Origin of the sequence: Lactobacillus sp. M0390 (assembly GCF_016102085.1) — a bacterium.
Lineage (GTDB): Bacteria > Bacillota > Bacilli > Lactobacillales > Lactobacillaceae > Lactobacillus > Lactobacillus apis.
Genome location: NZ_JACFPH010000001.1, coordinates 295,801 through 310,329 on the forward strand (window position 1 = coordinate 295,801; position 14,529 = coordinate 310,329).

Annotated in this window: 20 protein-coding genes and 1 pseudogene; 17 read left to right on the plus strand and 4 right to left on the minus strand. The window is 35.3% G+C overall.

Going from position 1 to position 14,529, the window contains the following annotated elements; genetic code table 11:
* The first annotated feature begins 1 nt into the window (after nt 1).
* The 15 genes from H3R25_RS01480 to H3R25_RS01545 all read left to right on the plus strand — a co-directional run bounded on the left by H3R25_RS01480 (nt 2) and on the right by H3R25_RS01545 (nt 6,807).
* The gene (locus H3R25_RS01480; protein WP_198194030.1) at nt 2–2,092 is read left to right on the plus strand and encodes a pyocin knob domain-containing protein; all 2,091 of its coding nucleotides are present in this window, start codon (nt 2–4) and stop codon (nt 2,090–2,092) included.
* Nucleotides 2,093–2,114: 22 nt separating this feature from the next.
* The gene (locus tag H3R25_RS01485; protein ID WP_198194032.1) at nt 2,115–2,477 is read left to right on the plus strand and encodes a hypothetical protein; all 363 of its coding nucleotides are present in this window, start codon (nt 2,115–2,117) and stop codon (nt 2,475–2,477) included.
* A gap of 61 nt (nt 2,478–2,538) precedes the next feature.
* Nucleotides 2,539–2,841: a hypothetical protein gene (locus H3R25_RS01490; RefSeq protein WP_198194034.1), complete on the plus strand. Its 303-nt coding sequence runs from the start codon at nt 2,539–2,541 to the stop codon at nt 2,839–2,841.
* Nucleotides 2,842–2,850: 9 nt separating this feature from the next.
* A complete protein-coding gene (locus tag H3R25_RS01495; RefSeq protein WP_198194036.1) occupies nt 2,851–3,063 on the plus strand; it encodes a hypothetical protein in 213 nt (70 codons plus the stop codon).
* Nucleotides 3,035–3,271, plus strand: coding sequence for a hypothetical protein (locus H3R25_RS01500; protein WP_198194038.1), 237 nt, complete (start codon nt 3,035–3,037; stop codon nt 3,269–3,271). The genes H3R25_RS01495 and H3R25_RS01500 overlap by 29 nt, the downstream gene beginning before the upstream one ends.
* Nucleotides 3,258–3,422 (plus strand): XkdX family protein, encoded by a 165-nt coding sequence (locus tag H3R25_RS01505; RefSeq protein ID WP_198194040.1) that lies wholly within the window; start codon nt 3,258–3,260, stop codon nt 3,420–3,422. The genes H3R25_RS01500 and H3R25_RS01505 overlap by 14 nt, the downstream gene beginning before the upstream one ends.
* On the plus strand, nt 3,394–3,576 hold the full coding sequence (locus H3R25_RS01510; RefSeq protein WP_198194042.1) for a hypothetical protein: 183 nt from the start codon (nt 3,394–3,396) through the stop codon (nt 3,574–3,576). The genes H3R25_RS01505 and H3R25_RS01510 overlap by 29 nt, the downstream gene beginning before the upstream one ends.
* Before the next feature lie 47 nt (nt 3,577–3,623).
* A complete protein-coding gene (locus tag H3R25_RS01515) occupies nt 3,624–3,785 on the plus strand; it encodes a hypothetical protein (protein ID WP_198194044.1) in 162 nt (53 codons plus the stop codon).
* A gap of 12 nt (nt 3,786–3,797) precedes the next feature.
* Complete coding sequence (locus H3R25_RS01520; protein ID WP_198194046.1) at nt 3,798–4,088, plus strand: hypothetical protein; 291 nt, start codon at nt 3,798–3,800, stop codon at nt 4,086–4,088.
* Between the two features lie 28 nt (nt 4,089–4,116).
* Nucleotides 4,117–4,443 (plus strand): phage holin, LLH family, encoded by a 327-nt coding sequence (locus H3R25_RS01525; RefSeq protein WP_198194048.1) that lies wholly within the window; start codon nt 4,117–4,119, stop codon nt 4,441–4,443.
* Complete coding sequence (locus H3R25_RS01530; protein WP_198194050.1) at nt 4,443–4,988, plus strand: peptidoglycan recognition family protein; 546 nt, start codon at nt 4,443–4,445, stop codon at nt 4,986–4,988. The genes H3R25_RS01525 and H3R25_RS01530 overlap by 1 nt, the downstream gene beginning before the upstream one ends.
* An 80-nt stretch (nt 4,989–5,068) precedes the next feature.
* Nucleotides 5,069–5,827, plus strand: a complete 759-nt coding sequence (locus H3R25_RS01535) for a hypothetical protein (protein WP_198194052.1) — start codon at nt 5,069–5,071, stop codon at nt 5,825–5,827.
* A 102-nt stretch (nt 5,828–5,929) separates the two neighbouring features.
* Nucleotides 5,930–6,064, plus strand: a complete 135-nt coding sequence (locus tag H3R25_RS09080; protein WP_255527076.1) for a hypothetical protein — start codon at nt 5,930–5,932, stop codon at nt 6,062–6,064.
* A 131-nt stretch (nt 6,065–6,195) separates the two neighbouring features.
* On the plus strand, nt 6,196–6,378 hold the full coding sequence (locus H3R25_RS01540; protein ID WP_198194054.1) for a hypothetical protein: 183 nt from the start codon (nt 6,196–6,198) through the stop codon (nt 6,376–6,378).
* A 129-nt stretch (nt 6,379–6,507) separates the two neighbouring features.
* Nucleotides 6,508–6,807, plus strand: coding sequence for a hypothetical protein (locus H3R25_RS01545; RefSeq protein WP_232354527.1), 300 nt, complete (start codon nt 6,508–6,510; stop codon nt 6,805–6,807).
* A gap of 1,426 nt (nt 6,808–8,233) precedes the next feature.
* Here the strand turns inward: H3R25_RS01545 and H3R25_RS09155 are convergent.
* From H3R25_RS09155 to H3R25_RS01560, 3 genes and pseudogenes are all read right to left on the minus strand, one after another.
* Nucleotides 8,234–9,421 (minus strand): annotated as a pseudogene (locus tag H3R25_RS09155) (IS3 family transposase).
* A gap of 54 nt (nt 9,422–9,475) precedes the next feature.
* Nucleotides 9,476–9,748 (minus strand): hypothetical protein, encoded by a 273-nt coding sequence (locus H3R25_RS01555; RefSeq protein ID WP_198194058.1) that lies wholly within the window; start codon nt 9,746–9,748, stop codon nt 9,476–9,478.
* Between the two features lie 517 nt (nt 9,749–10,265).
* Nucleotides 10,266–11,285 (minus strand): SLAP domain-containing protein, encoded by a 1,020-nt coding sequence (locus H3R25_RS01560; protein WP_198194060.1) that lies wholly within the window; start codon nt 11,283–11,285, stop codon nt 10,266–10,268.
* Between the two features lie 234 nt (nt 11,286–11,519).
* On the opposite strand from H3R25_RS01560, the gene H3R25_RS01565 reads away from it, so the two are divergent.
* On the plus strand, nt 11,520–11,732 hold the full coding sequence (locus H3R25_RS01565; protein WP_109715359.1) for a hypothetical protein: 213 nt from the start codon (nt 11,520–11,522) through the stop codon (nt 11,730–11,732).
* 226 nt (nt 11,733–11,958) lie between these two features.
* Here H3R25_RS01565 and H3R25_RS01570 read toward each other — a convergent pair whose 3' ends face one another.
* Nucleotides 11,959–12,837, minus strand: coding sequence for a LysR family transcriptional regulator (locus H3R25_RS01570; protein WP_198194062.1), 879 nt, complete (start codon nt 12,835–12,837; stop codon nt 11,959–11,961).
* Between the two features lie 149 nt (nt 12,838–12,986).
* Between H3R25_RS01570 and glpK the strand changes: the two genes are divergently transcribed.
* On the plus strand, nt 12,987–14,501 hold the full coding sequence (gene glpK / locus H3R25_RS01575) for a glycerol kinase GlpK (protein ID WP_198194064.1): 1,515 nt from the start codon (nt 12,987–12,989) through the stop codon (nt 14,499–14,501).
* Nucleotides 14,502–14,529 lie beyond the last annotated feature (28 nt).

Genomic DNA, 14,529 nt, shown 5'->3' on the forward strand with positions numbered 1-14,529 from the left:
TTTGTCAAAATATAACAAAACAATATTAACCAATGCAGGGCTTGATTTAGCTGCTAAGGCTAATTCAGGCAAAGCAAAATTCACGATTACCAGGGCTGCTACTTCAACCGAAAAGTTAGCAGATAAGAGTATTAGTGAGCTGCAAAAACTTACTACACTACCAAGTTTGATGCAGTACGGTGAGATTAATAATGTTGCAAATTCCGCACAAGACAAGAGCATTGTCATTGGTACAGAGCTAGTATTTAACAACAAGGACTTGACCACAGGCTACAACGTGAACACTATTGGCTTGTTTGCAAAAGAGGAAGGTACTAATAAAGAGATTCTTTACGCATTAACTACTGCGGCTGAGCCTGAAACGATGCCTGACTTTAAAGATAAGGTACTGTTCAAGTTCAACATGACAATGTTTGTGGTTGTTGGCCAAACTGATAATGTATCAGTCAATGTTACAGATAATGGTGTAGTTACACAGCAACAACTGTCTGATGTCATTGCTAAATTACCGACTAAAGACGATTTGGCAAAAGTGCGTAAGGATAGCAATGATTTAGCGGTACTTACAAATCCAAGTAGCATAGTATCCAATCAGACAATCAACTTGGATACATTTACCACAAAAGGAATCACCAAATTCCAAAATGCACAGTTATCGTCGGCTGGTTACATGCAAGCATTTGATCAGTCTACCACTGGGCTAAATGGTTGGATTTTTAACATATACAGCAATGACGGGGCTAGTTATATCCAAATTGTGTACATAACCAACACTGCATATAACCAAGGGGCAATGTACTTTTTAAGGGCCAAGGCTAATGGCACCAGTACAGAGGATTTCGCTCGATTGTCGACTGTAAAAGACCACGCTCAATTCTTCCCCTTAACGCAAAGGGACGCTAAAGAGGTTATTGCAAGGGACGAAAACAAGAGCTTTAATCCAGATAATGTAGTGGGTTCAGGTGTCCACAGAATATCTAGCACTAAAATTATTGCTAAGTATGATGTTACTGATCCTAAAGACCCCAACAGTGGCTATAGCTTTTCAGGTTATTATTGGGGTTGGTTATTCAACTTTAATTTTGACGACACGCCAGATAGCAATGCAGTCTATCAACTGTTATTGGTAAACAGTGGTATGTATTTCCGTGAAATATCTGTTAAAACGAATGATTTCCCAGCTTTCAATAGTTTCAGCTTTACCAAAGATATTGCCAATCTTCAAACAGCAATCGATAACAAACTAAAAGCAAAAGTTAACTTTTCTGACATGATTGGTTACATTTCAGATCACAACGGCAATAAGTTGGTAGAAACTACAGGCAATGCTAATGCTATTGGCGAACCTGGTATCTATTTCACAAAAGGCGGTATAAAAAATCTGCCACTGACTAATTGGGGTATATTGCAGGTTATTGGTATTACAGCTACAGATAGTGATAGTGCGCATCGAAAAGTGCAGATATATTATCCAGATGACCTAGGCATAATGCCGTACTATCGTAATGTAACCAACACTAATATTGGTTCTTGGCATCAGTTTGCGTCCCAGGACGACATTACTGATCTTCTCAATAAAGTTGATACTCTTGGCGCTGTAAAAAAGGTTAATAATAGATTACCAGGTGCTGATGGTAACGTCACTCTATCGTCTTTTGAAAATCCTGATTTTGTTTACACAAAAAAAGATACATTAGATGTAGACAAGGCCACTACACCAGGTATCTATTCGTTGATGGATACTACGCTGACATGTTCAATTAACAAAAATGCGCTTAGTGCAGTGCCAGGCAACACAGACGGCACAACATATACAGGATATCTAAAGGTGTATAAGCATGACGCTGCCAATATTACGCAAGAGTTACGGATCTATACAGGACGCACTGTTCCTGATTTTACGACTAGCACTAGATGCATCTATGGCAACAGTAACTACCGACCTAACTTTCAACGTTCAATCACCGATATCGATTATAAGAGCATTATCAATTATATTGATGACAAAGAAGTAGTGCATCAATGTGATGACTTAACAAGTGGCATTGCTTACTCAAAAGCAAATCCAAATATCATTGTTGCAACACCATAATATTGTAGAAAGGGGATTGATTATGCTTCAAATGAATGGGAAAGAAGTTAATAATCTGATTTTTGCCGGACAACGCTTTTCGGCTGTTAAAAATACGCTGATAGGTACTCAAGTTCAGGTTAAAAAAGGGCAGAAAGCTATCTATGTTGGCGAAGCTCAAACGACAGCTATAGGGAGGTTTTCAACTGGAACGTCCACAAAAGACCAACTAGTAGAAGTTAAACAGTGCTTATATTTGACTAAGACAAATAATCCGGATGATGGAGAATATTGGATTCAAGCTTTAATCAATTTTACTAATGAAGAAAATAGGATAGTTTATGTTTCAGCCCCAGTTTTTATGCGGTTATCTGATGTAACCATCCAAAGTGAAAGTGGGGGGTAAATAGTCCCTCCTATTTACTATTTATATATAAATTGGAAGACGTGAAGGAGGTGACTCCTTCATGACTTTGATAATGAATGGCAAAGAAGTTAATCACTTAGTAATAGCTGGAGAAACATTTGACAAAAGCTATTCTGCCGGAGTTAAGGCTAGGGTTATTTCACATTCACACGTAGGTTCGATAAATAAGAACGGGGACATTATTAGTAGGCTTTCTGACGGTGGAATGCCTATCAAAGAGCAAGGTGATATTTTGACAGTAGTTGGGATATATAAAAATGCGGCTGCATATTTGGCAGACGATGGTGAGCAATATACTAGAGGAAGCTGGATATCATTGAACGATATTGAATTTATAGATTAGGAGACAAAAATGACAGAAACAACGAATACAGTTAATCAAGATAGTAGCGGTGCTGATTTAGCGGCCAATAATGATGAAAAGGGTTTTGTACAAGTTTATAAGTCAACTGATGAAGTACCATGCGAGGTGTGGTTTGCACCAAGGGATGCAGAAATTATCCGCCCCCTTTACACCAATACCACCAGACCCCGATTTGAAAGATCCAAAATTCGACTTTGTTAATTATAAATGGTTCGACTTAGATGCGGCGACGCAAGCGCAAAAAATAAACAAATTAGCAGATAAAATTAAAAAATTACAGCAAGATGTAGCTGACGGCAAGCTTACGCAAGAAGAAATGAACCAACAATTAGGTTTATTAACAGATTTGGTTTCATCAGCAGCTACTGATAATGACAAGGAAGAAGGCAGCAGCAATGAACAAGGCTAAGATTTTCGAAAAGCTGTATAGCTACCTATATTCTGTTGGTACTTATGACAAAGCAAAAGTTGCTAGTTTTGTTGGAAAGACAATTGATGCCACTGCTTATAAGAAGATTACGGGAGATGATTATGTTGACCAAACTGAAGCAGTTAACTAGAAATGCTGACAACAACTTTAATCAAATGCTGATAGGAGTGCTAATCATTGTGATTGGCATTTTTTTGTGGGCCGATAAAAATTATTTCTTTTGGCCACCACAGTTAAGACCGTTAATGAACAGCGAGTGGTCGGATATTATTTTGTCATTTTAGGTGTGTGCCTGCTTTTTACGGCATTAACCGGCAATCGCAGCAGAAAGTTGCAGAGTATTTTGCTAATTGTGGCAAGTGCAGCTGTGGCCATGCTGCTGGTTGAGCAGGTGTGGCACGTGTTATTTGCTAATAAAATTGAAATGATAATGGCTGTAATCTTAGACGCAGGATTATTAGTAATGCTTATCAGGTGCGCATACGAGAATTAAGGGGGCGATCACTTGCGCGATCTATCAAATTGGATACAAGTGTTCGCTGGTGCTATTAGTACGATAATAGCTGCCGTTGCGGTGTCGCACAAAACCAACAGGGCAGACTATGATGCAATAATACAAGAACATAAATCTGAACGTGACGAATTAAAAAGGGAGAGAGATGAATTCAAACAGAATTACTATAACGAGAGAGAATTGAGAAATAAGGCGGAAAATGAACTGCTTGAATGTAAAACCAAGTACAAAATTTTATCCAAAAAATTGAAACAGCAAAAAAGCACTAGGAATAAATCCTGAGTGCTTTTTATATTAGAAAGGAAAAACAATGAGTCAAATCACTAATATTATCAATGTCATATTTCCGTATGTGGCATTAATTGCAGTTGCTTTTGTTGCTATTTATCCCAATTTAAAGCAAATTAATCCAAGCTTGGCGGAAAAGATGGAAACTTTATATCAAATAGCGCAGTCAATCGTTGTTAATCAAAGTAAGCGTGATGTGCCGGGACAAGTTAAAAAGGAGACTGCGACAGAGCAATTGCTTAAACAAGCAAATAAGTCTAACACTAACATAACTAAAGAAACAGCTGAAAGCATCATAGAAGATGCCTATGATACCAAAATTAATAATCAAAAAGGAGAGAATAAATAATGAAAAGAAATTATAAATACGCATTAAGTGATAATGAAGGAAGTTCGCACAAGGCAAAGCCTAACTTTATTGTGGCACATTCCACGGCAACGCCAAATGGTGAAGCATGGGCTGTAGCTCGCAATATGAAAACTGGAATTAACACCAGTCAAACCTATGTCCATTTGGTAATTGACGATGAAAATATCTATCAGGTCGGCGAAGTTGGCTATGATGCATGGGGCGCAGGTATGCCGGCTAACAGTATGGCACCAGTGCAGATTGAGCTTTGTGAGTTTACCAATCATAAGCGAGCAATGAAAGCCTATAAACACTACGTTAACTGGTTACGCTGGTCTGCTAAGAAATACGGTATTCCGCTAACGCTTGACAACGACAAGCCAACCGGTATTAAGACGCATGCATGGCTAGTCCAACATGGTTACAGTAATACCAATCACACTGATCCATGGGGCTATCTAACTAAGTTAGGTATTACTAAGGCACAATTTGCTAAAGACTTGAAAAAGGGCTTCAGCGGTAAAAACATCAAAAATACTAAATAATAATCAATAATCCACTCTGGAGCATTGCTCTGGGGTGGTTTTTTTTGGTGCTATAATTAAATAAAACGAGGTAAGGAAATATGAAATCAAATAAAAAAAGAAAATTAAATTATAATTTTTTGGAAGTGCTATTTGCTATAGCTATAATGTTAATTTATGGCACAAAAAAATTATCCAGATCAATTTTGTTAATAATATTGACTGTTTCTGATGCTTTACTTCATAACTTTTTTAATAATAAAGAAAAATTCGATAAAGACTCTAAATATTTAATGCTACCCTATATTATTCCGATATCTTTATTATTGTTAATTTCAATATTTGGAGTATTCAATACGGAAATACAAAAATATTTAAAAGATTATACAATTTATGCAGCTGGAACGATCATTTCTTTATTACTATATTTTTTATTTCTTTATTTTATTCGCTGTCTAAAAGTCATTAAGGAAATTAGAGGAGATAAGCACCTTTTTGTAGCAGAAACAATTAAATCAGCGTTAAAGTATTTTTTGTATTTTTCTGCGGCTAGTTTAGCTATCATATCTTTTTCTGATGAACAAGGTTATATGGTCTTGACATACCAACTTTCTAATGTTTTCGTGAATTCTATTTTATTATTTATTGACATGTTTGTTTATGTCCGTTCGGAAATTGACGAATTTGATAAGCAAGAGAAAGTAGATGAGGAAAAGAAAGAAAAATTGGATGAACAAAAATATGAAATGGATAAAAAAGAGCTACAGACTATTAAAAAAGAGATAGAAATGATGAAAAACAAGATAAATAGAAAAACAGCGAAAATAGAATATAAAATAATTCATTACAAAAACAAATAAAAGCCACTTAGACTAAGTTCTAGGTGGCTTTATTTTCCTAAAAATAATTGACACTACACTTACGTAAGTGTATTATAATATATGTAAGGAGGTGAGACATGGATGGCAAGAAATAAAAAAAGACTTCAACAGTCAGGTGAAAAAGTTGCTAAGTACACCGCAATAGCGGCATGGGCTGTTCCAGCAACCGCACTTATCAACTTGATTCAAGACATTGTTAAAGCCTTTTGTAAATAACCAAAGATGTGGAGCTTAGCTCCACTCTTTGCTATCCATTATAACATGACTGATAAAGAAAAAAAGTACTATAAATCAGCAATGATTGCTATATTATTAGGAATACTGTTATTTTCAATAGGAGCGCTAATATGACGTTAAGTGATGCAAAAAAACGTGCAAACCAAAAATGGAATGATAAAAATAAAGATAAAATGACTTACTTAAGGAGAAAATCGGACTCTAAAAATTTCATTTTGAAGTATGCTACTGAAGAAGACTTAGACAAAACACTAGAGTATATCCAACAGCGAAGAGATGAACTAAAAAGTTAAACCATAAAATTGCTTTTTTATCACTTAGGTTTTACAATTATACCAAACTAACGTTTGGGTGGTACGCAAGTGAGTAAAGAATTTGATAAAAGATTAGATGATTTTTTCAGAACATACCAAGATCGTGGCATGAAAAAATGGCAGGGATTTATGCTAAGCGACTTTACTTCTAAAGTTGGTAAGATTGACAAGGAACGCGCACAGGTTTATGAAAAAAAGAAACCAATGTCTCTTGAATCAATCAGTGAAATATTGATGATTGCTTATGCTAATCATAGATCAGTATCAGTACAGTTGAAGCAGGTTGATATCGATGATAAATTCCTGCCTGATATAATTGGCACCGTAGATGGCTATCAAGTTGACCACGTAGTTATTGCAGGCGAATGGATTGAGTTAGAAGACATTAATAATGTAGAAATAGGTTAAAAGAGTAGCTTATTAGTATGACTCTTCGTTTCCTAGTTATAAATTTATTAGCAATTTAAGTTAGAAAGAAAATCAACGTTGGAATAATTCGAAAAAGTTCGAAAAAAATTTTATAACCATTTAAATCCTTTTTATAAATGGTGGTGATTACTGAAATGTTTGAGTCTATTTGAGCCTATTTATATTAAAAAGGAAACCCCTCATCTCCATAGAATCTATGCTATAAATGCTTATATTACAGTGTTTTGATACATGGGTGGACTAAAAATGGACTAAACGGTACTTATCTTGAGTACTGTTTAGTCCATTTTTTATTTATAAGGTATCTAGTATTTCTTCAATACGGTTATCAGTCTTAGCTTTTAATTCGTCAATCATATGAGCATAAACTTTTGCGGTAATTGACATGTTAGAGTGACCTAGTCGCTGACTTGTCGCGTATAGGTCGACGCCTTTAAGAACTAAGTTTGGTGGCCTGCTTCTTAAAGGCCTTTTTGTTTTATTTCAAAGTTACAGTTTCATGTTTTAGTTTTATGTTATTTGATTTTAAAACAGATACGGATTCAAGAGCCTTATATTTTACGTTGAACTGTCTGCTTTTTGACCGTTTGGGTAAAAATTACCCGGCAAATAGTCAGGGAATAGTTGAGAAATACAGTCCTTTTGATTAAAAGTCTTAAACTCATCTTTTGAAATTTTAACGGAAGAATCAGTACATTCAAGATTATCCTTAATTCATCTTTATCAGTTTTAAGCTTTTTATGAATCTCATATACGTCTACGTCGTCTCCGCTGAGAGTTGCTCGGAAAATTCTATAATACTCCCTACCAGGAATTATATTTTTAATGATAATGCAATTACCAGTTGATTTGGCAACAGTTAAGTTTGATTACAGTTCAGACAGAATTCAAGCGCTGTTAGATTCACCTAGTTAGACATCTAACGGATTTTCTTTTTAGCAAAGTATATTTTGCTTGAACTTTAAATCTATATGTACTGCAAGCTAAAATAATGGTAATGAGGTACTAAAGGCAAACGGATTGAACTGTTCTAAAAAGTGATAGAGATGCGAACATAGAAAAATTAAAGAACAATCGGATCGGTAAGTCTCCAACAAAAAGACTTGCTTTGAGGATAGTTATAGCTGAGTATGGCAGTTACGATTTCCCGAAAACGAAGGTCAACATGAAGGCACCAGCTAAGGAATTAAAAGTTAAAAAGAAGCTCAGCAAGAGAAATAATTAACCAAATAAAAGAAAGAGCTCTACAAAAACAACCTAGTGTAACCAGGAAACAGAGTGTAGATGACACGAATAGCCCTCAAATTCGACTAGAAAGACTATGAGATGAGGATAATGAATTGATAATATATAAAAACTCGCTTTTTGTGATGTGAACCCAAAAATTAGGACAGTTTAATAAATTCTAGCTGAGGACTAACTTCCGATATTCAATCGAAGTTAGTCCTTTTAGTTTGCTTTTGATTCTTTTGGTATTGTAGTAATTAATATACTTGCTGATTGCTTTTTTCTAGTGCGTTTAAATTCTTGAAGGCATGTTCAAAGCTGTAAAACATTTCCCACTTTATGATGCCAAAGGAGCCCTCCATTAGTCCATCATCCAGCGAGTTGCTCTTGCGTGACATCGATTGATCGATGCCATTGTTCTTAAGCCAGGCTTGAAATTGTTGATGCTGGTACTGCCAGCACTGGTCTGTGTGAAAAGGCCATTTAGTGCCGAATGCTTGCCCTAAACATGTCCATAATCTGCTTGAGGTTGGAACTGCGCGAAATGGTCTAGACAATAATCTCCTGCGTGCACCCATCAATGATGGGCGACAGGTTGGTCTTCTGGCTATTCAATTTAAATTCTGTCACGTCAGAATACCACTTGTGTTCAGGGTAAATTGCCTAAAGTTGCGTTTAATTAAATTAGGCTTAATCGGACTTTGGGTACTGGGGTAGCTGCTATACTTGCGCTAGCTTTTACTAACCAAGCAAAAGAGCTTTTGGGAGTTGCACTTTCTTGTGGTTGATTATCAGGCCGCGACGTCTTAATTCCAGGGTAATGCGGCGGTAGCCATAGCGGAGTTTATGCTCTTCATATATCGTTTTGATTTCTGCCATTACGGCTTGATTGCCTTAATCCTTGTTGCTTTTTTTAGCGTGTAGTAGTAATTGCTGCGCGATAAGTGTGGCAGGTCAGGATTGCATTAATAATATTAAGAATAAAAGTTATGCTGACTTTAAGTTCGTGCCTTAGTTCGGTAACTGCATGAGCTATTTCCGCGGCTTGCGGTTCTTATTCCGCTGATCGATTAAGGCGCTCAATTTTTTTACGAATTCGTTCTCGACGGTTAGCTTCAAGTGCCACTTGGTAAATCGCTTCGTTTTTAACCAGCACCAGTTTAATGGCCTACTCCTTAAATGCAATTGAATAACTTGTATACGGTCGGTCAAGAATAGCAGTACCATAACGATTAATGAGGGCTAAGAGATAATTAATAGTAGACGAATAAACCTGATAGCGGCGACTCAACTCAGTGGCTACAACCTGATAGTTTTGCCAAAGATTAAAGATTTCAATTTTATCTTGCTTAGATAATTTAGACATAATAATACCCCCAAATTTGTCCTAAATTTGGGGATCATATCATTGTATACCTTTTTATATCGTATAACTATTCTTAATTTTAAAATTTTTATATTTCTCGTTTTTTTCTTTGTCTTGTGTATTATCAGTGGTACGTAATAGTCTGTCAGTATTGTCATGGCTTGCTTTTTGCTTAATTATTGTTTTTACCAAATCTGTATAACCGTATTCCTCGATTGCGCTTGTTAGTGCAGCGGCAATCGAGGCGGATTTATTGTGCTGGTATTTTAGCCAGCGATAAATTTCAGACTTATCGTCAACTCTAAAATTAACTTGTTTAAGTGTCATTTTTTCACCTAACTTAATTGTTTATAACCTTCATCTACTATATAGTAACATTTTTTGGTTCATTTTCAAATACCAATGAGATGTACTTGTATCTATTAATTTTAAGCAAAATTTCCTTTTTTCCATTCATTTCGTTTTGTTGGGCTTGAATTAACTATTCTCGTAAATTCAATAATATCTTTTACGTTAAAACCATCATTAATCCTGGATAAGTACTTTGAAGCTTTTCGTAAAACTGCTCCGTAGCCTAAATCAACAGCAGCTACCATATTTTTGTTTTTGAGTGTTAGCTTTTAGTTGTCTTAACATATAACCTCTTTTTCTATTTAAACTATTAACTAAGCTAAATTAATTATAGTGCATTGTTATAAATTCAAAAGTGGAAATAAATAGATGTAGCATTTTTATATAAAATCAAAAGAGTAGTGCTGCCATTTTAGGAACCTTACAGCATGAAGGGATAAAGAAAAGGCCTAGAATTAATCTAGGCTTCTATTTGAAACTTAAAATTATAGGGTTATATGTTTGAAGCAACAACGAAACAAACGCCATTTGTATAATCACCGTTAAAGTGGGTGACACCTAGTCCAATTCCAAAGGTTCTAAGTGACGGCATTTTTAGGTGATCTCTGTGTGCATACCCAGCGTTAGCATCTCTATAAACAAACTTATTAAATGCAGATTCTGCCATTTTTTGAGGACTGCCATAGGTTACTAAGCAAATCATTTCACCACCTGTTTTTGAACCAGCGTGATGATCGGATTGCTGATATTTGTCAAAATGCTGTGCTAATTCAATTGATCTTGCAACATCATAATCATAATGCTTAGTTGTGTATGATACTTTGGATCCTACCCCTTGTTGAGCGCGCCAATCATTTACCAGTGATTCAAAACATTTGGCTGTCTCTTCGATGGTGGCTCTGTCAAGAGAGGTTCCACTAGGGATAGAGTTTTGTTTTTCTTCTTCAACAATTACACCTGTGTTGTCATCAGAATTGTCTTGGTTATCTGAAGTAGAAACATCATCGTTATCCTGCTTTGGCTTCGATTTTTGGGTATCGGTTGCCTTTACCCAATTTTGGTACTTAATTCGGTACCATGTATTGCCTTTATCATCTGTATATGTTTCATAGACTGGTTGTTTTCCAATCAGTGTATAAAGCGATTTTTTACCGTTAGGCTTTGTATAAAACTCAGCGTCATATTTCAAATAAACCGTAAATAAAACTGGATCCTTGTCTTCCTTAGGGGGGATGACCGTATTAATTTTCTTTACATATCGTCCGTTACCAATATTGTAATATACTTTTCCTTTTATAGATTTTTTCCCATAAGTTTTAAGATATGTTCCTCGTTTTAATGAAACTTTACTTTTTCTACTACCCTTTGAAGAATATACATAGGAATTCTGTCTTAACTGAACTCTAGGTGAAGAGGCAGCCAAAACAGGGCTTGAACTTTGCTGTATAGTTAAAAGTCCTAAGCCAATTAAAAGTCCCGAAGAAATTTTAGTAAAGGCTTTTGTATTTATCATGTTGTTCTCCTTTTTATCTAACAATAAATTATTTATATTCTTTATTGTAGACAAGAAAAAAGAAAATTTCAGGAAAAATTAGGAAGGAGCAAAAGCAGTGAACAAAGTATATAATTTTAAAAAGCAAAAAGGTAATTGGACAATCAAGACAAAAATAGATTTAAGACCTAGAACTATCCTTAAAACAGTTATAATTGTAGTAGTAATCATTGCGATAATTTGGAGCGTGACAAAATGGCTAAGCTAACTGAAGCAAAAAAAGAAGCAAATAAAAAATGGAATCAAAAAAATAAAGAGCGAATGAATTATCTTGCGGCTAGGTCTCAAGCTAAAAGATTCGTTAATAAATTTGCGACCCTTGAAGATTTAGACAACTTGGAAAAGATTATTGCCGAAAAAAGAAATGAATTAGAAAACAATAATGACATAGAGAACCACATGGACTAACTTTTCAAAAATTACTATTGTCAGTTGTTTTTAAAATGCTATTATATCAAGGTTTATATTTGATATTTATTGATGATTTCAATTATAAATTCCCCTCATCTCCCTAAATAAAAGCCTATAACCTTCGTGGTTATAGGCTTTTTTATCATTAGTGGTCGCCAAATGGTCGCCGACTTGTTACATTTTGTCTAGGATTGATCATAAAATTTTAGAAAAAGCACATCACTTAGTCTTTTGATAAAGAACGCTCTAATATATTAGAGATTGCTGGGTTCTTATATATTGCAACAACATCATATTTTAATTTCGGTAGCTCAGGTAAAAAAGTAACACGGCTATCATAAATCTTGGGTAGTGATAGTTCCTCTGGATAGATTGCCATACCCTGGTCTAACACAACATTTGATAATGCAGAGTCAAAACTATCTAAATAATCAATTTCTTCATAACTAATATGCATTTTTTCCAGAGTATTTTTGATTTTTGTTTGTACATCATTATTATCAGTAGCACTCCATCTTTGTAAAAAAAGGGGGTGTTTTTTTAGTATGTTTTTCTTAAGTTTCCCGTTTGAATCGAAAGAACTTTGATTCAATAAAATCCCAAAACTAGCGGTACCAACTTTTCTAACATGGATATTTTTAATCTTACTGACGGCAGTAGAAAAGCCAATCAGTACGTCATAGTCGCCAGCATCAAGCTTAGGTATACTTGTTGAAAAATTTTCAGTATCCAGTTGTACTTTTAGGCTAGGGCTATTTTTGGTCAAAGAGTCAGCTAATTTTACAGTCCAATAATCAAAACCATGTAAGTAATGTATTCTCAAAGTTTGAAATGAATTGTTTAATTGACTGATTTTTTCATTGAATTCGTAGTAATTTTTTAAAACAGGTACTGCACAATTGTATAGGTTATTTCCTGCCACGGTTACCTTAAAGTGTGAAGTTGAACGGTCAATTAGTTGGACACCTAACTCATCTTCTAAATTTTTAATCGCATTGCTGATTGCTGTTTGAGAGACAAAATTTCTTTTTGCAGCAGGAGTAAATCCTTGAGTTTCAACTACATCAATAAAGTATTTATATGCTAATAAACTGTATTTCATCACGTTTTATCCTTTTGCTTATAACTTTACCTAATAAGTTATTATCATTATATGTTAGCGCTTTCTAAAAAGCGAGGGTAAAATTAAATCTGTAAAAACGGTTACCATTACTAAATTAGTTTTGTGACTAAAAAGGAGAAAAAGTATAAATGGCTGAAAAATATATTTTAGCGATTGACGAAGGTACTACAAGTACTCGATCAATTATCTTTGACCATGATGGTAAAAAGGTAATTGACTCACGCAAAGAATTTAATCAATATTTCCCTAAACCTGGCTGGGTAGAACATGATGCCAATGAAATTTGGAATTCAGTATTATCTACAATTGCCAATTCGTTTATTAATTCGGGAATCAAACCTAATCAAATTGCTGGTATTGGTATTACCAATCAGCGTGAAACGACAGTAATTTGGGATAAAAAAACCGGATTACCGATTTATCATGCAATAGTTTGGCAATCACGGCAAACTTCAGATATAGCTGACAAGTTAATTGCCGATGGCTATTCAGACATGATTCATGAGAAAACTGGCTTAATACCTGATGCTTACTTTTCAGCAACTAAAATACGCTGGATTCTTGATCATGTTCCTGGTGCTCAAGAGCGGGCTGAAAAGGGCGAATTATTATTTGGCACCATTGACACTTGGCTGGTTTGGAAATTAACAGGCGGTAAAGTTCATGTGACAGATTATACGAATGCCAGCCGGACAATGCTCTTTAACATTACCCAACTTGATTGGGACGATGAAATTCTTAAGCTATTGAACATTCCAAGACAATTACTACCTGAAATTCGGTCCAATTCTGAAGTCTATGGTACTACAGCAGAATACCATTTTTATGGTAGTGAAGTGCCAATAGCTGGAATGGCCGGTGACCAGCAAGCAGCTTTGTTTGGCCAACTAGCTTTTGAACCAGGCATGGTTAAAAATACTTATGGTACCGGTGCTTTCACAGTTATGAACACTGGTGAAAAGCCAAAGTTTTCTTCTAATAACTTGTTAACTACTGTAGCTTACGGAATAAATGGCAAAGTAAATTACGCTTTAGAAGGTAGTATTTATGTAGCAGGTTCTGCAATTCAATGGCTACGTGATCAGATGGAAATTATTGATGACGCTTCTCAATCAGAAGAGGCAGCTCAAAATTCAAAGGATAATAACGAAGTTTTCGTTGTTCCAGCATTTACTGGATTAGGTGCTCCATATTGGGATTCTAATGTACGCGGTGCTGTCTTTGGCTTAACTCGCGGTACTACCAAGAATGATTTTACTAAAGCTACTTTGCAGTCCTTAGCGTATGAAAGTCGCGATGTAATTGATACGATGCATGAGGATACAAAGATTGATATTCCTAAGTTGAAGGTCGACGGTGGAGCAGCAAACAATGACTATTTGATGCAATTCCAAGCAGATATCTTAGGAACTGAGATAGAGCGTGAAGCTAACCTTGAAACTACAGCACTTGGCGCAGCTTTTCTGGCAGGCTTAGCAATCAACTTCTGGAGTGGTCTTGATGAAATTAAGAAAATTCAAAAAGTAGGTAAGACCTTTGAACCCCAAATGAGTGATGAGGAAAGAGAACACCTTTACGAAGGCTGGAAATCAGCGGTTAAGGCAGCTCAAAGCTTTTCATACAAACCATACCTAAAGAAGTAAGTAGTGTTTTTTACAAAGAAAGAGAATA